This is a genomic window from Comamonas granuli NBRC 101663, from assembly GCF_000739995.1.
Lineage (GTDB): Bacteria > Pseudomonadota > Gammaproteobacteria > Burkholderiales > Burkholderiaceae_C > Simplicispira > Simplicispira granuli.
In genome coordinates this window covers 229,954-249,089 of the sequence record NZ_BBJX01000006.1, presented here as the reverse complement: position 1 = coordinate 249,089, position 19,136 = coordinate 229,954, and the positions used below count along the sequence as shown (strand labels likewise).

General features: G+C 69.3%; 16 protein-coding genes. 13 read left to right on the top strand and 3 right to left on the bottom strand.

What is annotated here, in order from left to right; all coding sequences use genetic code 11:
* Window positions 1-1,225 (bottom strand): PAS domain-containing protein (locus CGR01S_RS08665; protein ID WP_156967531.1); only part of this gene is annotated, 1,225 nt, incomplete at its 3' end.
* 228 nt (window positions 1,226-1,453) lie between these two features.
* On the opposite strand from CGR01S_RS08665, the gene CGR01S_RS08660 reads away from it, so the two are divergent.
* From CGR01S_RS08660 to CGR01S_RS08625, 8 genes are all read left to right on the top strand, one after another.
* Entirely contained in the window at window positions 1,454-2,203 is a 750-nt protein-coding gene (locus tag CGR01S_RS08660; protein WP_042425263.1) for a Crp/Fnr family transcriptional regulator, read from the top strand.
* Between the two features lie 107 nt (window positions 2,204-2,310).
* Window positions 2,311-4,929, top strand: a complete 2,619-nt coding sequence (mutS, locus tag CGR01S_RS08655; RefSeq protein WP_042425260.1) for a DNA mismatch repair protein MutS — start codon at window positions 2,311-2,313, stop codon at window positions 4,927-4,929.
* Window positions 4,930-5,055: 126 nt separating this feature from the next.
* Window positions 5,056-5,361 (top strand): hypothetical protein, encoded by a 306-nt coding sequence (locus tag CGR01S_RS08650; protein WP_156967530.1) that lies wholly within the window; start codon window positions 5,056-5,058, stop codon window positions 5,359-5,361.
* A 5-nt stretch (window positions 5,362-5,366) separates the two neighbouring features.
* Window positions 5,367-5,681, top strand: a complete 315-nt coding sequence (locus CGR01S_RS08645) for a CcdB family protein (protein ID WP_042425254.1) — start codon at window positions 5,367-5,369, stop codon at window positions 5,679-5,681.
* Window positions 5,682-5,706: 25 nt separating this feature from the next.
* Window positions 5,707-8,757 (top strand): class I SAM-dependent DNA methyltransferase, encoded by a 3,051-nt coding sequence (locus tag CGR01S_RS17100; protein ID WP_042425251.1) that lies wholly within the window; start codon window positions 5,707-5,709, stop codon window positions 8,755-8,757.
* A gap of 25 nt (window positions 8,758-8,782) precedes the next feature.
* Window positions 8,783-9,049: a hypothetical protein gene (locus CGR01S_RS08635; RefSeq protein WP_042425247.1), complete on the top strand. Its 267-nt coding sequence runs from the start codon at window positions 8,783-8,785 to the stop codon at window positions 9,047-9,049.
* An 84-nt stretch (window positions 9,050-9,133) separates the two neighbouring features.
* Window positions 9,134-9,952, top strand: a complete 819-nt coding sequence (locus tag CGR01S_RS08630; RefSeq protein ID WP_042425244.1) for an alpha/beta hydrolase — start codon at window positions 9,134-9,136, stop codon at window positions 9,950-9,952.
* Between the two features lie 140 nt (window positions 9,953-10,092).
* Window positions 10,093-11,898 carry a diguanylate cyclase gene (locus tag CGR01S_RS08625; RefSeq protein WP_042425241.1) on the top strand — a complete coding sequence of 602 codons (1,806 nt, stop codon included), beginning with the start codon at window positions 10,093-10,095 and terminating at the stop codon, window positions 11,896-11,898.
* Here the strand turns inward: CGR01S_RS08625 and CGR01S_RS08620 are convergent.
* Window positions 11,864-12,703 (bottom strand): MipA/OmpV family protein, encoded by an 840-nt coding sequence (locus tag CGR01S_RS08620; protein WP_052382523.1) that lies wholly within the window; start codon window positions 12,701-12,703, stop codon window positions 11,864-11,866. The genes CGR01S_RS08625 and CGR01S_RS08620 overlap by 35 nt on opposite strands.
* A gap of 34 nt (window positions 12,704-12,737) precedes the next feature.
* A complete protein-coding gene (locus CGR01S_RS08615; protein WP_042425238.1) occupies window positions 12,738-13,562 on the bottom strand; it encodes an undecaprenyl-diphosphate phosphatase in 825 nt (274 codons plus the stop codon).
* A gap of 187 nt (window positions 13,563-13,749) precedes the next feature.
* Between CGR01S_RS08615 and CGR01S_RS08610 the strand changes: the two genes are divergently transcribed.
* From CGR01S_RS08610 to CGR01S_RS08590, 5 genes are all read left to right on the top strand, one after another.
* Window positions 13,750-14,301, top strand: a complete 552-nt coding sequence (locus CGR01S_RS08610; RefSeq protein WP_042425234.1) for a DUF6622 family protein — start codon at window positions 13,750-13,752, stop codon at window positions 14,299-14,301.
* A 26-nt stretch (window positions 14,302-14,327) separates the two neighbouring features.
* The gene (locus CGR01S_RS08605) at window positions 14,328-14,606 is read left to right on the top strand and encodes a 2TM domain-containing protein (RefSeq protein WP_042425231.1); all 279 of its coding nucleotides are present in this window, start codon (window positions 14,328-14,330) and stop codon (window positions 14,604-14,606) included.
* 35 nt (window positions 14,607-14,641) lie between these two features.
* Window positions 14,642-15,688, top strand: coding sequence for a sensor histidine kinase (locus tag CGR01S_RS08600; RefSeq protein ID WP_042425229.1), 1,047 nt, complete (start codon window positions 14,642-14,644; stop codon window positions 15,686-15,688).
* Window positions 15,685-16,509 (top strand): LytR/AlgR family response regulator transcription factor, encoded by an 825-nt coding sequence (locus tag CGR01S_RS08595; protein WP_042425228.1) that lies wholly within the window; start codon window positions 15,685-15,687, stop codon window positions 16,507-16,509. The genes CGR01S_RS08600 and CGR01S_RS08595 overlap by 4 nt, the downstream gene beginning before the upstream one ends.
* A gap of 375 nt (window positions 16,510-16,884) precedes the next feature.
* Window positions 16,885-19,077 carry a putative bifunctional diguanylate cyclase/phosphodiesterase gene (locus CGR01S_RS08590; protein ID WP_042425224.1) on the top strand — a complete coding sequence of 731 codons (2,193 nt, stop codon included), beginning with the start codon at window positions 16,885-16,887 and terminating at the stop codon, window positions 19,075-19,077.
* Window positions 19,078-19,136 lie beyond the last annotated feature (59 nt).

Here is a 19,136-nt window from a genome sequence, read left to right as displayed (position 1 = left end):
CCTGCTTGCGGTCGGTGATGTCCAGGGCGTAGCCGTGCAGCAGGATGGTGCCGTCGCCCTCTTCCTGCAGCGTGGCGCTGGTCATGTGCCAGCGCACATGGCCTTCGGCATCGACCACGCGGTATTCGCACTGCCAGGCTTCGCGGTTGCGCAGCGCGCGCTGCAGGGAGCGCAGCAGCATGGGCCGATCCTGGGGCAGCACGCTGCCCCGGAGGGTACGGATGCTGTGGCGCGCGTGCTCGCCGGGCACGCCCATCATGTCCTGCACGGCATCGCTCACATAGGGCAGGCTGAGCTTGCCGCCCGGCCGCAGGCGCCCCTGGTAGATGAAACCGGGCACGTTGCTGGCGATGCGCTGGATGAAGTCGAGCTGCTCGCGCAGGCGCTCGGCCGCGCGGTATTCCTCCGTCACGTCCTGCACCACGCCCATTTCCATGAGCACGCCATCGACGCTGGTGCGACCGCTCACGCGCGAGCGCATCCAGCGCACCTGCCCGTCCGGGCGGCGCCAGCGGTATTCGAAGTCGCGCCCGTCGCGCGCCTTGTTCGCCGCCAGAAAGGTGGGCAGGTCTTCGGGCAGGATACCGCTGAGGGCGCGCTCGGAGCTGATCCACTCCTGCTGCTCGAAGCCGGCGATGTCGCACAGGCCGGCAGACCACAGCAGCACGGTCTCGCCCGCGTCCCAGATGCGGCGCCAGTAGCCGGTGCGCGCCAGGCCCTCCATGGCGCCGTAGACCTGGGTCTGCTCGCGCTGTTCGCGCTGCGCATCCTCCAGCAGGGCCTGGGCATGCTCCAGGCGGGCGCGCAGGATCTCGGCCTCGGACATGTCCTGCACCGTCACGAGCACGCTGCCGATGCCCGTGCACTGCGCATGGATCTTCCAGGCCAGCACCAGCCGGCCGCGCTCGCGCAGCACATGGCGGCAATCGAGGGGTTCACCCGTGCGCACCACGGCGAGCAGGTCTTCGGCCAGGTGGGTCGCCGACAAGAGCACGAACACCTTGTCCACCGCCGTGCCCGGGCTGCGCGCCATGCGCAGGCCCTTGAGCTGGCGCGCCGCCGCATTGGCCGAGACCAGGCGCAGTTCCGCTCCCTGCAACTGGAAACCCAGCAATGCGACAGGCACCGTGTCGAGCAGCGCCTGCATGCCCGACTGCACGGCCAGCAAGGCCGAGGGCTCGACCGCGGGGGTCTTGTTCTGATGCACGGACGGGGTAGCGGTCACGCGATAGCCTTTGAGAACCTGGGGTGGAGGGCGTCACCAGCGCAACGGGGCCAGTGTAAGTATGACAAAACGTAACCACTTTGCGCCATGTCTGATACAAATTACGGGAATACCCGGAGGCGCTGCCGCAACCGTCGGAAATGGGCCATTAGAATGCAACGCACCCCCCCGTGCAAGGCGGAACCATTGCCCGTGCAATGCCTTTTGCCTCGCCCTCCGGCCAGCGCCATGCACCCAGGCACCGATCGCCCTTCCGAACACCCCTTTCTGAGCCCCGAGGAGCGCCAGGCCATAGACCGCGGCCGCTGGTTCTCGGCGCTCAGCCCTTCGCTCAAGCACGACATCTTCCGGCTGGGTTCGGTGCGGCGCTACGCGCATGGCGAGCAAATCGTCGAGCAGGGACAGTTGGCGCAGCACTGGTTCGCCTGCGCCAGCGGCGCCATCCGTTTCCGGCGCACCTCGCCCGGCGGCCAGCGCGTCACGCTGGCCTACGTGGAGCCGGGCATCTGGGTGGGCGAAGCGGAGGTGCTGCACCGCGGCCCCAATACCTACGACGCCCACGCCCATGGACGCACGACCATGCTGTGCGTGGCCGAAGCCGTGTTCCGCCAACTGCTGCACCAGCACAGCGAGTTCGGCGAGGCGCTGCTGACGCTGCAGGCGCGGCGCATGCGCTTTCTCTACTGGATGATGGAAGACATGGCCACCCTGCCCCTGCGCGCGCGCCTGGCCAAGCAGTTGCTGCACCTGATGCGCCGCTTCGGGCCGCGCCAGCCGCAGCCCGGCGAGGAAATCCCCCTGGGCATCGTGCTGGTGCAGGACGAATTCGCCCAGCTCCTGGGCTGCTCGCGCCAGCGCGTGAATGTGGAGCTCAAGGCCATGGAGCGCGAGGGCGTGATCCGCGTCGCCCAGCGCGGCATCACCGTGTGCCAGCGCGAGCTGCTCGAGCTCATCGCACAGCGCGAAGCACAGGAGTGAGCGCCCCCGCCACCCTGCCCCGCCGCCCCCGGGGCAGCGGCTGAAATCGCCGACAATGCCGCGGCATGCTCCGGCGCCACCGGGGTGGTTCACCTGTCACGGTCTGCATGAACGATACCGATTTTTCCGCGCACACGCCGATGATGGCCCAGTACCTCGCCCTCAAGGCGCAGTACCCGGGCACGCTGCTGCTCTACCGCATGGGCGACTTCTACGAGCTGTTCTACGAGGATGCGCACAAGGCCGCGCGCCTGCTGGACATCACGCTCACGCAGCGCGGCCAGTCGGCCGGCCAGCCGGTGGTGATGGCGGGCGTGCCCTTCCACGCGCTGGAGAGCTACCTGGCGCGGCTCATCCGGCTGGGCGAGTCGGTGGCCATTGCCGAGCAGGTGGGCGAGGTGGGCGCCTCCAAGGGCCCGGTGGAGCGCAAGGTGGTGCGCGTGGTCACGCCCGGCACGCTCACCGACAGCGCCTTGCTGCCCGACAAGGCCGAGGCCCTGCTGCTGGCCGTGCACCAGGGCAAGCGCGCGCAGTGCGGCCTGGCCTGGCTGTCGGTCACGCAGGGGCGCGTGTACCTGGCTGAATGCGCGCAGGACGAGCTCGGCGGCTGGCTGGCGCGCATCGCACCCAGCGAGCTGATCTACAGCGCAGGCGTGACGCAGCGCTTCGAGCAACTCCTGCAGCAGCTGCGCCACAGCGGCGCGGCCGCCTGCCCCATCGCGCCGCGCCCCGACTGGCAGTTCGACAGCAGCCTGGGCGAGCGCACGCTGCTGCAGCACCTGGGCGCTGCCACCCTGCACGCCTGGGACGCCCAGGAGCTGCACGAGGCGCATGCCGCCGCCGCCGCCCTGCTGCACTACGCCGAGCACACGCAGGGCCGCGCGCTCACGCACATCCACAGCGTGCAGGTGCAGCGCAGCGGCGAGCTCATCACCCTGCCCGCCAGCACGGTGCGCAACCTCGAATTGACCCAGACCCTGCGCGGCGAGGACGCGCCCACGCTGCTGTCGCTGCTCGACACCTGCATGACCGGCATGGGCAGTCGCCTGCTCAAGACCTGGCTGCTCGAACCCCGGCGCGACCGCCAGCAGGCGCGCCAGCGCCTGGCCGCCACGGCCGCCCTGCGCGGCGCCCCCGGCGCCAGCGCCGCGCCGTGGAGCACGCTGCGCGGGCAGCTCAAGGGCCTTGCCGATGTGGAGCGCATCACGGCGCGCACCGCGCTGCGCCAGGTGCGCCCGCGCGAACTCGTGGCCCTGGGGCTGACGCTACAAAAAGCAGAGCTGCTTGCGCTTTCCGGGCAAGCGTCGGAGCCCTATTTGGCTCAAATTTTCAGCCAGTTGCAGCCGCCCGCGGAATGCACCGCCCTGCTGCAGGCGGCCATCGCCCCCGAGCCCGCCGCCCTGGTGCGCGACGGCGGCGTGATCGCCAGCGGCTTCGACGCCGAGCTCGACGAGCTGCGCGCCATCCAGACCAACTGCGACGGCTTCCTGCTCGAGCTGGAAGCGCGCGAGAAGGCGCGCACCGGCATCCCGAACCTGCGCGTGCAGTTCAACAAGGTGCACGGCTTCTACATCGAGGTCACGGGCAGCCACCTGGACAAGGTGCCCGACGACTACCGCCGGCGCCAGACGCTGAAGAACGCCGAGCGCTTCATCACCCCCGAGCTCAAGGCCTTCGAGGACAAGGCCTTGTCGGCCCAGGAACGCGCCCTGCAGCGCGAGAAGTGGCTCTACGAGCAGGTGCTCGACCAGCTCCAGCCCCATGTGCCCCGCCTCACGCAGGTGGCGCAGGCCCTGGCCCAGCTCGACGTGCTGTGCTGCCTGGCCGAGCGCGCGCTCACCCTGGGCTGGTGCGCGCCGCAATTCGTGCCCGAGCCCTGCATCGACATCGACGCCGGCCGCCACCCCGTGGTGGAGAGCCGGCTGGCGGAGACGTCGAGCGGCGCCTTCATCCCCAACCACACGCGCATGCATGCGCACCAGCGCATGCAGATCATCACCGGCCCCAACATGGGCGGCAAATCGACCTATATGCGCCAGGTGGCGCTGATCGTCCTGCTGGCCAGCATGGGCAGCCACGTGCCTGCCGCAAGCTGCCGCCTGGGACCCATAGACGCCATCCACACACGCATCGGCGCGGCCGACGACCTGGCCAACGCGCAGTCCACCTTCATGCTGGAGATGGTCGAGGCCGCGCAGATCCTGCACGCCGCCACGCCGCACAGCCTGGTGCTGATGGACGAGATCGGCCGCGGCACCAGCACCTTCGACGGCCTGGCGCTGGCCAGCAGCATCGCCACGCACCTGCACGACAAGACGCGCGCCTTCACCCTGTTTGCCACGCACTACTTCGAGTTGACCGCGCTGCCCGCCCAGGCGCGCCATGCCGTCAACCTGCACGTGAGCGCCGTGGAGAACGGGCAGGACATCGTCTTCCTGCACGAAATCCAGGCCGGCCCCGCCAGCCGCAGCTACGGCATCCAGGTGGCCAAGCTCGCGGGCATGCCCGCCGCCGTGCTGCACCACGCGCGCCACACCCTGGCCGCGCTGGAGGAGCGCTCCCGCGCCGACGAGCTGCAGGTCGAGCTGTTCGCCCCCCCGCCCGCCCCCGCGGTGCAGACCCCCAGCGCGGTGGAGGCGCTGCTGGCGCGCATCAACCCCGACCAGCTCAGCCCGCGCGAGGCGCTGGAGGCGCTGTACCAGCTCAAGGGTTTGCTCCCCCATTGAGCCTGTGCGTGCCCATGCCTTGGTACACCCCCGGCGGACGCGGTGCGCGGCATGCTGGCCGCCTTTCGCCCGCTGACGCCCGCCGACGCTGGTTTTGACAGCACCGCCATCATGCCGCATGATGGCATGAATCACCCCAGGGAACGTACCATGCTCAAGGAAGTCGGCGCCAGCGGCCAAATCTCGCTGGGCAAAAAGTATGCGGGCCAGTTGTTCGACGTGCAAACCGCCGCCAATGGCACCATCACCCTGCTGCCGGTCAAGGTGGTGCCATTGGCACAGGAAGAGGCGCCGGCCTACCTGGCTGCGTCTTCCACCAGCCCCACATGGTCTGACGACAACGCCAGCCGCATCGCGCAATACAACGCCTGGGCTGCCGAGCGCCAGCCCTACTCCCAGCGCGTGCGCCAATGGCGCGCGGCCAAGAAATAAAAACTATGGCGCGTCTGGACATCTACGACAACCCCATCGCAGAAGACCGTGATGCATTCCCCTATGTCATGGAAATCCAGAGCGACCTGCTCCACCGCTTTGTCGAGCGGGTGTGCGTTCCGCTGGCCCTTCCCGATGCGTTTCCGGGAATGACGGAGCGGCTCAACCCGCCCGTGGCCGTCCGGGGCCGCACGGTGCATGTGCATCCCTTTGGCATCGCCGTCTTCCATGCCTGCGAGCTGCGCCAGCCCGTGGGGACCGCCAAGACCGACGCCCTGGCCATAGAAACCGCGCTCGACATGCTGCTGCGCGGCTACTGAATTCCTATTCTCTGCCCATGCCCCCATGACCCCCCAAGACTTCATCGCCAAATGGGGCGCGCCGGGTGGCGTGCCCGGCCCGGCCTATACGCTCAACGAAGAGCAAGGCGCGCAAAGCCACTTTCTCGACCTGTGCGAACTGCTGGGCGTACCCAAGCCCGGCAGCGCCGAGGGCTACCGCTTCGAAGAAAAAAGCCACATCGTCGGCGGCAAGACCGGCTATGCCGACGTCTTCATGCGCGGCGTCTTCGCGTGGGAGAACAAGGCCCCCGGCAAGAACCTGGACACCGCCCTCAAGCAACTGCTCACCTACAGCCTGGCGCTGTCCAACCCGCCCATCCTGGTCGTGTCGGATCGCCTCTCCATCCGCATCCACACCCAGTTCACCGGCCACCCGAGCGAAACGCACACCGTCTCCATCGACGAGATGGACCAGCCGGGCAACCTGGCCCTGCTGCGCCGCATCTGGCAGGCCCCCGAAAGCTTCAAGCCGCGCCAGACCAACCGCGACATCACTGAAGCCGCCGCGCGCAGCTTTGCCGCCCTGGCCGAAAGCCTGCGCCAGCGCGCCAGCACAGCCGACGAAAGCCCCGCCAGCGCGCAACAGCGGGCCAACCAGGTAGCCCACTTCCTCACTCAATGCCTGTTCTGCTTCTTTGCCGAAGACGTGGGCCTGCTGCCGGGGCGCATGTTCGAGCGCCTGCTGGGTAACAAGCAGGCCAGCCCAGAGCGCCTCACCCAGGGCCTCACGCAGCTCTTCACCACCATGCAGAGCGGTGGACTCTACGGCGTGGACGACATCCCCTGGTTCAACGGCGGCCTGTTCCAGACCATCGCCGTGCCCACGCTGCAACCCCAGGACCTGACCGAGCTGCGCCGCGCCGCCGACCTGGACTGGACCGCCATCGACGTCTCCATCTTCGGCACCCTGTTCGAGCGCGGCCTGGACCCCGCCAAACGCAGCCAGCTCGGCGCGCACTACACCGACCCCGCCACCATCGAACGACTGATTGACCCGGTCATCCGCCGCCCATTGCTACAAAAATGGGAGCTAGTAGCGCAACAAATACGGGCGCTAGCGGCCAAAATTACCAAAAAAGGCGACAAGCACTACCGCGCTGCCCACCAGCTCTTCATCACCTGGCTGGACGAGCTCCAGCACTACCGCGCGCTCGACCCCGCCTGCGGCAGCGGCAACTTTCTGTACCTCGCCCTCAAGTGCCTGAAAGACGTGGAGCACCACAGCCACCTGCAAGCCGCCGAGCTGGGCCTGGACCGCGAGGCCGACCTGGTGACCGGCCCGCACAACGTGCTGGGCATCGAGCTGAACGAATACGCCGCCGAACTCGCCCGCGTCACCGTCTGGATTGGCGAACTGCAATGGCGCCTGGCCCACGGCTACCCCTTCAAGACCAACCCGGTGCTGGACACGCTGGAGCACATCGAATGCCGCGACGCCCTGCTGGCCTGGGACGGTGCCCAGGCCCGCGAAGCCGAATGGCCCGCTGCCGATGTGGTGGTGGGGAACCCGCCGTTTTTGGGCGACAAGAAAATGCGCGCCGAACTGGGCGACGCCTACACCAGCCAACTGCGCAGCACCTACGAGGGCCGTGTGCCCGGCGGCGCCGATCTGGTGTGCTACTGGTTCGACAAGGCCCGCGCGCAGATGGCGGCTGGGGCTTTGCAGCGCGCCGGGCTGGTCACCACCAATTCCATTCGGGGCGGCGCCAACCGCAAGGTGCTCGATGCGATCTGCACGCAGACGCGCATCTTCGAGGCCTGGAGTGATGAGCCGTGGGTGAACGAGGGCGCGGCGGTACGGGTGTCGCTGGTGGCGTTTGGGCAGGCCGAACAACTGGCGCGACTGGATGGGGCGGATGTGGCAACGATCCATGCCGACCTGACCAGTACCAACGTGGACTCAACTGGAGCCGAAAACGCCAGCCTCACGAGCGCCAAAGCTCTGTCAGCCAATGGGGCAACTGCCTATGTCGGCATTCAGAAAACAGGCCCTTTCGAAATTCCCGGTGATGTCGCCCGTGAATGGCTGCGTATGCCCAACCCCAACGGCCAGCCCAATAGTGCCGTGGTGCGCCCATGGTTCAATGGGCTGGACGTAACGAGACGGAACCGCGACATGTGGATCGTCGACTTCGGTGCCGACATGCAAGCAGGCGAGGCCTCCTTGTTTGAAAAACCGTTCGAGCACGTCACCCTTCACGTCAAGCCGACGCGCGTTGGGAAACGTGAGGTTCGAACCAATGAGTGCTATTGGCTGTTTCAGTGGTCACGCCCCGTCATGCGCTCAGCCATCCAAGGCTTGCCACGGTTCATCGTTACACCAGAGGTTGCCAAACACCGAATTTTTGTGTTGCTGCCCATGACAACGGTGGCTGACAAAAACCTCACCGTCATCGCTCGCGCCGACGACACCACCTTCGGCATCCTGCACAGCCGCTTCCACGAACTCTGGGCGCTACGCATGGGCACCTCGCTGGAAGACCGCCCCCGCTACACCCCCACCACCTGTTTCGAAACCTTCCCCTTCCCCGCAGGCCTCACCCCGGCAGACACGGCGCACCAGCGTACCGAAGCGGTGGAAGGCGGCGCACTCATCCCGGCCGACCTGCCCGACGCCCTGCCAGCTGAAAACTTCAAGCCAAATAAGCCTCCAGCGCTCGCCCAGCAAGCGCCAGCAGCTATCAAAAACATAACACCCCGCCAGGCCGCCACCGCGATTGCACAGGCCGCGCAGCGCCTGCACCAGCTGCGCCAGGCCTGGCTGAACCCGCCCGAGTGGACGGACACCGTGCCCGAGGTGGTGCCGCTGGGCCTGGCCACTTCGCCCTACCCCGACCGCACCGTGCCCAAGCCCGGCTTCGAAAAAGACCTGGCCAAGCGCACGCTGACCAACCTGTACAACCTGCGCCCCGCCTGGCTGGCAGCGGCCCACGCCCAGCTCGACACCGCCGTGGCCGCCGCCTACGGCTGGGCGGACTACACGGCAGACATGCCCGACGACGAAATCCTGCGCCGCCTGCTGGCGCTGAACCTGCAGCGCAGCAGCGCCGCGTAACAACGCCTTCACCCAGGAGCCCGCCATGCGCCCCATCCCCGCCACCCCCGCAGATATCGGTGACGGTGAAGACCGGCGGGTCGATGTGCACAGCCCCGAGGTGCCCGCCAGCATCCGCGCCAAGGTGCAAGCCATGGCACAACCGGGCGACCAACTGTGGCGCTGCCCGCGCCTGAGCGCACCACGCGGATTGCTGGGCGTTTTGGGCGTGGGCCAGCGGGACGTGGTGATCGAGTGGTGGTTGGTGGACGCCGACGGCGATCTGATTGAGGCATTTTGGGAAGTTACCTGACGCAAACTGCCGTTGCGTTCCCGTTACCATAGCCACCTGCTTTTTTTCTCTTGGCTTGCGCCTTGCGCAGGTCTTTGTGTTGGCATGCTCCCCATCGTTTTTTCCCACGGCAACAGTTTTCCCTCGGGCACCTACCGTGTGCTGCTGAACGCGCTGGAGCAGCGCGGCTTCGACATCAGCGCGGTCGAGCGCTTCGGCCACGACCCGCGCTTTCCCGTGACCAACAACTGGCCGCACCTGGTCGAGCAACTGGCCGAATTCGCCCAGGCACAGGTGCGCGCCGCCGGGGGGCCGGTGTACCTGGTGGGGCATTCACTGGGCGGCATCCTGAGCGTGATGACGGCGGCCATGCACCCCGGGCTGGCGCGCGGCGTGCTGATGATCGACTCGCCCCTGGTGAGCGGCTGGCGCGCCACCACCGTGGGCGCGGCCAAGCGCACGCGCATCATGGAGAGCCTCTCGCCCGCGCGCGTCAGCCGCCTGCGGCGCAACAGCTGGGCCAGCAGCGACGAGGCCTACGAGCACTTTCGCAAGAAAAAGGCCTTTGCCCGCTGGGACCCGCAGGTGCTGCGCGACTACGTGACCCACGGCCTGTACGACGAGGGCGAGCGGCGCGTGCTGGCGTTCGACCGCGCCGTGGAGTCCGACATCTACAACACCATGCCGCACCACCTGGGCAGCCTGCTGCGCCGCCACCCGCTGCGCTGCCCGGCGGCATTCATCGGCGCGCGCGGCTCGGCCGAGCTGCGCCAGGTGGGCACGGCGCTGGTGCAGCGCGTGACGCAGGGGCGCATGACCATGGTGGACGGCTCGCACCTCTTTCCCATGGAAAAGCCGCTGGTGGCCGCCGCCGCCATCGAGGCCGCGCTGCTCAATCTCGACTCGCTGGCCGGCCCGGGCTGACCCCCCGGCCGCCTGGCGGCGCGCCCGCCCGAGCGCGGCGCCAGGGGCGCGTGGCGGCGCCCAGCCGATTCCGGCCATTTCTCTTACACTTTCTCACGGCAGCCCCGGACCCGCCTGCTCCACCACCACCGCCACCACCCATGCGCCCTCCGTCCGTCCAGCCGCGGCCCCTTGTCCACGGCGCAGCCACGGCCTGGCGGGTGCTGCTGTGCCTGCTGCTGGCGCTGTGCCTGCGGGTGCCGCACGCCCGGGCTGAGGCGCCGGCACTGCTGCTCGACGACGGCCAGCCCACGCAGCAGGTCTGGCCCGCGCTGACCATGCTGCCCGACCCGCAGCACACGTACACGGCCGCAGACTTGCTCGCCGGCGGACCGGCCTTCGCGCCCATGCCGCCCACCCAGGGCACCCTGGGCGTGCGCCCCGAGGCGGTCTGGCTGCGCGCCGCCCTGGAGCTGGCGCCCGGCGCCAGCCCGCGCTGGGTGCTCAACATCGACTACGCCCCGCTCAACCGCATCGACGTCTACCTGGCCGCGGGCGGGCGCATCGTGCAGCAGGGCGCGCTGGGCAATACCGTGCCGTACGAGCAGCGGCTGCTGCACAGCCGCTCGCATGCCATGGTGCTGCACCTGGAGCCGGGCGTGCGCCATGAGCTGCTGCTGCGTGTGCAGGCGCAGGGCGCCATGATCCTGCCCATCACGCTCAACACCCCGCCCCGGATGATCGAGCGCGCGCTGAACGAGCAAATGCTGCAGGGTGTGCTCACCGGCCTGGCCCTGTGCCTGCTGGTCTACAGCCTGGCCCAGTGGGTGAGCCTGCGCGATCCGCTGTTCCTGCAGTACGCGCTGCTGATCTCGGGCAGCCTGCTGTTTTCGCTGCAGTTCTTCGGCGTGGGCGCGCAGTACCTGTGGGCCGGCAACCTCTGGCTGGAGCGCCACGCCAGCGGCCTCTCGGCCCTCATGGCCACCTGCGGCTCCTTTCTGTTCATCGGCCAGGCACTTGCGGCAGGCGACCCGCACAACCGCCTGATGCGCGCGATGCGCTGGGGCGCAGGCGGCACGGCGCTGCTGGCCGCCACCTTTGCGCTCGACCTCTACGACACCCGGGTGCTCACGGGCATCGTCAGCATCCTGGGCCTGGTGCCCGCGCTCATGGGCATCCCCGGGGCCGTGCGGCGCCTGCGCCAGGGCGACGCCGTGGGCGGCACACTGCTGCTGGCCTGGCTGGTGTATTTCGCGGCCACGGCGACAGTGATCGGCGTGATCCGGGGCTGGGTGCCGGTGAACTTCTGGACGCTGCACTCGTTCCAGTTCGGCGCCACGCTGGACATGCTGCTGTTCATGCGCGTGCTGGGGCTGCGCTCGCAGGCGCTGCGCACCGCCGCCGAGAGCGCGCGCAGCGAGCGCGACGCCATGCGCTCGCTGGCGCACACCGACCCGCTGACGGGCCTGCCCAACCGCCGCGGCCTGAGCCTGGCGCTCACGGCGGCCCTGGCCCGCTGCGGCCCCGGGCACCTGCTGGCCGTGTACGTGATGGACCTCGACGGCTTCAAGCCCGTGAACGACCAGTACGGCCACGACGTGGGCGACGAGTTGCTGGTGGCCGTGGCACGGCGCCTGCAGGGCCATGTGCGCAGCAGCGACCTGGTGGCGCGGCTGGGCGGCGACGAGTTCGTGGTCGTGGTCAGCCCGCTGGACAGCCCGGCCCAGGCGCACGAGATGGGTCAGAAGCTGCTGGAGTCCTTCCGCGCGCCCTTCGCCCTGCGGGGGCAGGAATTCCCGGTGGGCCTGACCATAGGCTACGCCCTGGCCCCCACGGACGGCAGCGACGCCATCGGCCTGCTCAAGCAGGCCGACGCTGCCATGTACGCCGGCAAGCAGGCGGGCAAGTTCCGCGTGCTGCGCCACCGCCCGGTCAGCGGCAGCAGCGGTACGCCAGCCCGATGCTGACGGTGTAGTTGTCCGGCTTGACGGCCAGGGGACTGCGCCGCGCGTCGCCGCGCAGTTGCTGGTAGCCCACGCCGCCGGTGAGCACCCAGCGCTCGGCAATGGCCGTCTTGATCTCCAAGGCCACCTCGGTGCTGAGCATGCCGCCGCCGGGCTGGTAGGCGGGCAGCGGGGTGCTGCTGCCCGCGGCGCTGGCGGGCACGCCCAGGTAGCTGCGCAGGTAGGTGGCATCAGCCATGGAAAAGCCCGCCGCCAAGCCGATCTCGGTGCTCGGGCTGAGCTGGTGCTCGTAGCGCAGCGTCGTCTGCAGCGTGGCGCCGCCCTGGTGGCCCAGCAGGTCCTGGCTGAGGTTGGCGCGCAGCGAAAGCGGGCCCGGAAACTCGTACACCGCGCCCAGGCGCCCGCGCAGCGTGCGCTGGATGTCGGGCAGGCCCCGCAGCATGGGGTCGTCGCCGGCCTTGCGGCCGCCGTCCAGGCGCAGCCCGGCACTCAGGCGGAAATGCTCCCACTGCAGCAGCCGGGCCGTCAGGCCGGAGTCGCGCGCGTCCAGGTCGAAGTCGAGCAGCGAGCCGCCGCCGCCCGAACTGAGCGTGAAGCGCCCGATCTCCAGCCCGATCACGGGGCGCACGCCGGTGCTGCGGCTGGCGCTGCCCGGGTAGACCGGGCCATTGTTGAGCGACAGACCCAGGGCCCAGGTGTAGCCGCCGTGCGCCTGCTGCGGCGGCGGCATGCGCAGCTCCTGCGCCAGGGCCGGTGCGGCCAGCGACAGGCCCAGAGCCAGGGATGCGAGGAAAAAGTGGCGCTGCATGCGGGCCATTATGAGCCGGTTTGGCGCACGGCTCTCAGTCCTGCCACGTCACCCAGCCGGTCCACGCGGTCACCAGCACCACGATGCCGAAGGCAATGCGGTACCAGGCAAACGGCACGAAGCTGTGCGTGGCGATGTAGCGCAGCAGCCAGCGCACGCACAGCCAGGCGCTGATGAAGGAGGCCACCAGCCCCACGGCAAACAGCGGCAGGTCGGCCAGCGAGAGCAGCGCGCGCTCCTTGTACAGGCTGTACACCCCGGCGCCGATCAGCGTGGGGATGGCGAGGAAGAAGGAAAAATCCGTCGCCGCCTGGCGCGACAGCCCCAACAGCATGCCGCCGATGATGGTGGCGCCGCTGCGGCTGGTGCCCGGCACCATGGCCAGGCACTGCACCAGGCCGACCTTGAGCGCGTCCAGCGGCGTCATGTCGTCCACGCTGTGCACGCGCGTGCGGCTGGCGGGGCGGCGCTCGGCCCACAGGATGACGAAGCCGCCCAGGATGAAGGTGCTGGCCACGACCGTGGGCGTGAACAAATGCGCCTTGATGGCCTTGCCCGCCAGCAGCCCCAGCACCACGGCCGGCAGAAAGCCGATGAGCACGTTGAGCGCAAAGCGCTGCGCCTGGCGCTGGCTGGGCAGCGCCACCAGCGTGGCGCGGATGCGCTGCCAGTACACGAGGATCACGGCGAAGATCGCCCCGGTCTGGATGGCGATGTCGAACACCTTGGCCTTGGCATCGTCAAACCCCAGCAGCGCGCCGGCGAGGATCAGGTGGCCGGTAGAGGAGATGGGCAGGAATTCGGTCAGGCCCTCGACCACGCCCATGACGGCGGCTTTGACCCACAGCAGAGTGTCCACGAGCGTCCTTGTAGTTCGCGCAAAAGCGCGCATTATCCGCGCGCCGTGCGCTGCCAGCCGCCGCCGTTCGCGCCGTGCGCGGCGCCCTTCGCGCCGCCAGGCGGCGCTTCGTCGCATGGCGGTAGCGCTGCCGCGCGGCCGGGCGCACAGTGCGCGGCATCCGTTCACTGTGCCCAGGAGGCCCCCCATGCTGATCCAGATTGCCACCCAGCAGCCGCAGATGCTGCTGTCCATCGTCCGCCACACGCCCGCCTGGGTGGGGGGCTTGTTCGCCGCCCTGCTGTGGCTGGGCGCCACGCAATGGCTGCCGCAGCAGCGCGGCCTGCGCCGCATGTTCCTCATGCCCGCGGCGCTGACCGCCTTCTCGGCCTGGGGCCTGCTGTCGGCCTTTGGCGCGGACCCCGGGGCGGGCGCCCTGGCCGCCTGGCTGCTGGCGAGCGCGCTGGTGGCGCTGGCCAGCCTGGCGCTGCGCCGCGACCCACCCGCCGGCGTGCGCTATGACGCCGCGCGGCTGCGCTTTCACCTGCCGGGCAGCCCCGTGCCGCTGCTGCTCATTCTGGCCATCTTCTTCACCAAGTACGTCGTGGGCGTGGAGCTGGCGCTGCAGCCCGCCCTGGCGCGCGACACCGCCTTTGCCCTGCAGATCGCCACGCTCTACGGCGTGTTCAACGGCCTGCTGCTGGCGCGCATGGCCCGCCTGTGGCGCCTGGTGCAGGGCCAGCCCCTGGCCCTGGCCTGACACCCTGTCCCCTGAAGGAGCACACCATGTCCCACGACACCCCCACCGATGACAGCATCGAACGCCTGGCGCGCAAACGCGCCGCCGCCAAGCTGGGCTGGTACCTGCATGCCAGCGTCTATGTACTGGTCAACCTGTTTCTGGCTTTTGTCTCGGCGCGCAGCACGCAGGCCTGGGCCATCTTCCCGGCGCTGGGCTGGGGCCTGGGCCTGCTGATCCACGGCGCCGCCGTCTGGCTGGCCATGCCCGGCGGCTCGCTCTACCAGCACCTGCTCGAGCGCGAGCGCGAGCGCCTGCGCCGCTAGGCACAGGAACGCCGCAGGCCGCACAATCACCGCCCATGCAGCGCCTTGACTTCCGCTCCCTCCTGCGCCACGGCCTGGTCTCGGCGGCGTTCAGCTGTGCCATCGCCCTGGCGCTGACCGTGACCGGCCAGGGCGCCTGGGACGTGCAACTGGCCTACTCTCTCAGCATCGGCCTGGTGGCCTGGCTGGTGATAGACCTGGGCCGCCTCCCGCTGGCGAGCGAGGGCGGCTGGCCCGCGGGCTGGCGCGGCGCGCTGCTGATTGCCGCCGGCGTGGGCACCGGATACGTGGTGGGCACGGCACTGGGCGATGCGTACAGCGGCCACTCCGCGCCCCTGTGGCAGCGCGAAGCCGTGCCCACCTCGCTGGTCATCACCGTGGTGGCGGGCGCCGCCATCTCGTTCTTCTTCTACAGCCGCGCCCAGGCGCGCCAGCTGCAATTGCAGATGGCCCAGGCGCAGCGCGACGCGGCCGAGGCGCGCCTGAAGCTCCTGGAGGCGCAGCTCGAACCGCACATGCTGTTCAACACCCTGGCCAACCTGCGCGTGCTGGTGGCCGCCGAGCCGGCGCGCGCCCAGGCCATGCTGGACCACCTGATCGCCTACCTGCGCGCCACGCTGGGCGGCTCGCGCGCCACGCAGCACCCGCTGGCCGACGAGTTCGAGCGCCTGCGCGACTACCTCGAACTCATGGCCGTGCGCATGGGTCCGCGCCTGGCCTACCAGCTCGACTTGCCCGAAGCCCTGCGCGCCGTGGCCGTGCCGCCGCTGCTGCTGCAGCCGCTGGTGGAAAACGCCATCCGCCACGGGCTCGAGCCCCAGGTGGCGGGCGGCCGCATCACCGTGCGCGCGGGCACCCGGCCCGGCGCCACGGGCCCGCGGCTGGTGCTGGAGGTGCAGGACACGGGCGTGGGCCTGCCCGCGCGGCCCCCCGCTGGCGACGCACCGGGCAGCCATTTCGGCCTGGCCCAGGTGCGCGAGCGCCTGGCCACACTGCACGGCAGCGATTTCACTCTTGATTTGATAGCTGGTAGCGCAGGTGGGACGAGCGTTACCATCACTTTTCCCTTGAAAACGCCATGACCGCCGCCGCACCGCGCGCCCTCATCGCCGAGGACGAACCCCTGCTCGCCGCCGCGCTGCGCCACGCGCTGGCGCAGGCCTGGCCCGCGCTGCAGGTGGCGGCCACCGTGGGCGACGGCCTGGCCGCCGTGCGCGAGGCGCTGGCGCTGCGGCCCGAGGTGCTGTTCTTCGACATCCGCATGCCCGGCCAGAGCGGGCTGGAGGCCGCCGCCGAACTGGCCGACGCCTGGCCCGCCGGCCAGCCCTTTCCCGCGCTGGTGTTCGTGACCGCCTACGACCAGTACGCCGTGCAGGCCTTCGAAGCCCAGGCCGTGGACTACCTGCTCAAGCCCGTGCAGGCCGCGCGCCTGCAAAAAACCGTGCAAAAACTGCAGCAAACGCTTGCTCATCAAGCGCCAGCAGCTACGGTTTTGGAAGCAACCCTGGCGCAACTGCGCCACCTGCTGGCCGCCCCCGGCGTGGCCGCGCCCGCCCCGGCGGCGGCAGTGCAGACGGCGCCGCTGGCCGTCATCCAGGCCAGCAGCGGCAGCCAGATCCACTTCGTGCCGGTGGCCGAGGTGCTGTACTTCGAGGCGGCCGACAAATACGTGCGCGTGCTCACCGCCGGGCGCGAATACCTGATCCGCACCCCGCTCAAGGAACTGGCGGCGCAGCTCGACGCGCGCGAGTTCTGGCAGGTGCACCGGGGCACGCTGGTGCGCGCCAGCGCCATCGCCAGCGTCACGCGCGACGAGGCCGGGCGGCTGCACCTGGGCTTGCGCCAGCGGCCCGAGACGCTGGCCGTGAGCCGCCTCTACACCCACCTGTTCAAGGCCATGTAGATCCCCGCCCGCATCCGCGGATGCCAAGCGGATCCGGTGTTACCGGGTGTACGCGCCGCACGGGCGCGGGCAGCCTGCTGCTGGACACCCTGGAACCGACGGCAGCGGCAGCGGCGACCTCCCTGGTCCTCTGAACCACACTCGCGACAGGGTATTGCGCCGGGCAACCGGCGGGACACTGACAATGTCTCCCGCGATCCATTGCCCGAAGGCCTGCGGGTCGATATGCTTTGTGGGCAGCAGCCTGCCGCAGGCATGCCCATCACACCATAGATGCGGCGGCACACGCTCCCCGGATGCGCCCAGGCAGACGCCGGCTGGGCATTGGGCCAGGCCTCCGGGAGCAGCGACCGAAGCACCTCGGAGGGTCTATCGATGAAGTGTCCGCCCATCCTCGACTCAGAGCAGGAAAGACTGCAGGCCCTGTCCGAATACGGCCTGAGCAGCGACAGGCCCCTGCCCAGCCTCGATCCCGTGGTACAGATTGCAGCGCGCATGTTCGGTATGCGTATCGCACTGGTCAACATGATCGGCAACGATGCCGTTTTCTTCGCGGCGAGCGCCGGGCTGGAATCCTCCAATGTGGACATGAGCCGTGATGCGTCGTTTTGCGCGCACACGATTGCCCAGGAGGGGGTGATGGTGGTGTCCGACGCCCTGCAGGATGAGCGCTTCCACGACAACCCCCTGGTCCTGGGGTCCTCCGGGCTGCGCTTCTATGCAGGCGTGCCCCTGCTGTCGCCCGAAGGGCATGCTCTGGGTGCGCTGTGCATCATCGACGACCGGCCGCACCACGACTTCTCGGACGGCGACTGCTGCCGCTTGCGCGAGCTGGCCCGGATGGCCGCCGACCGCCTTGAATTGCGCAGGGTAGAGATATCGACCGAACACGCCAAACGCTCCTTCGAGGAGTTTGCCAAGAACTCGCCCACGGCCGTCGTGTGGTTTGACGAGCAGGGGCTCATCGTCGCCTGGAACGCCGCGGCAGCGGCTCTCTACGGCTATGACATCGCCGAAGGCAGCGGACGCGCGGTGGAGACGCTCGTTGCCCTGCACGACCGGCCGATGGTCCGCGCCCTGATCGCGCAAGCAGCGGCCAGGGGCTCCATGGACGGGATGGCCATGCCCTCGGGAATCACGGGGCTGCACAGCGACGGCAACGAGTTCCAGCTTGGGCTGTCGCTGTTTTGCTGGCGCGACAAAGGGCGCGTGACCTTCAACGCGCACCTGCAGGACATGACGGCACGCCGCCGCGCGGCGGACGAGCTGCACCGGCTTGCGAGCACCGACATGCTGACCGGGCTGGCCAACCGCGTGAGCCTCTACCGCTGCATGGAGAAAACGCTGTCCCAGCCCGCCGCCGCCGCGGTGCTGATGCTGGACCTCGACGGCTTCAAGGACGTGAACGACACGCTGGGCCACGAAGCAGGCGACGCCATCCTGCACGAGGTGGCCCGCCGCTTGCGCGCATGCGCGCCCCCGGACGCCATGGTGGCCCGGATCGGTGGCGACGAATTTGCCATCCTTCTGCCCGGCGTCTCGAGCACAGACAGGGCCTCAGAACACGCCGGCGCACTCGCGGCGCAGGTCGCCGCACCGATCACGGTGCACGGACACAAGGTACACGTGGCCGCCAGTTGTGGCGTCGCCCTGGCGCCCCTTCACGCGCAGGAGGCCCTGGAGCTGATCGGGCATGCGGACCTGGCACTCTTCAAAGCCAAGAGCCATGGACGCGGACAGACCTTTGTTTTCGTCCCGGCGCTGCTCATGCAGGCCGTGGAGCGCCGCCTCTACAGCCTCGAGCTGCACCGGGCTGTGGACGAGGGGGAGTTCGTGCTGTTCTACCAACCCCAGATCCGCCTGGCGGATGGCGTGGTCACCGGAGCAGAGGCACTCATCCGCTGGCGCCATCCCCAACGCGGCCTGCTGTCGCCGGCAGCGTTCCTGCCCGCACTGGAGGGCGGGCCGCTGGCGGCGGTGGTCGGCTACTGGGTGCTCGACGAAGCCTGCGCACAGGCCGCCCTGTGGCGCCGGCGTGGCGCCCGGGATTTCCGGATCGGCGTCAACCTGTTCGGTGCGCAGTTCCGCGTCAATGACCTCGCGCAGGAAGTCGTCTCCGCGTTGCACAGGCATGGGCTGCCGGCGCAAGCCCTGGAGCTCGAAATCACCGAGAACATCGTGCTGGACAGCGACGACCTCGTGCTCGCGGCGCTGCAGCGCACCCGAGCCCACGGTGTGGGCATCGCCTTCGACGACTTCGGCACCGGCTACGCCTCGCTCAGCCTGCTCAAGCGCTATCCGCTGAGCCGCATCAAGATCGACCGCTCCTTCGTGCAGAGCCTGCTGGAGTCCGAGCAGGACGCCACACTGATCCGCGCCATCCTGGACATATCGCGCAGCTTCGGCCTGGAGACCATCGCCGAGGGTATCGAGGAAGCGCCGCAGCTCCAGCGCCTGCTGGAATTCGGCTGCGACGAAGGCCAAGGGTATCTGTTCAGTGCGCCGGTACCCGCCGACGAATTCACCACGCTGCTCGGAATCGGCGAACCGGCACCCCAGCCATGGTGAAGCCGGCGCTGCCACCCTGCCCCCATTCCCCCACAGCCCATTGAACCTAGGCCTGCACG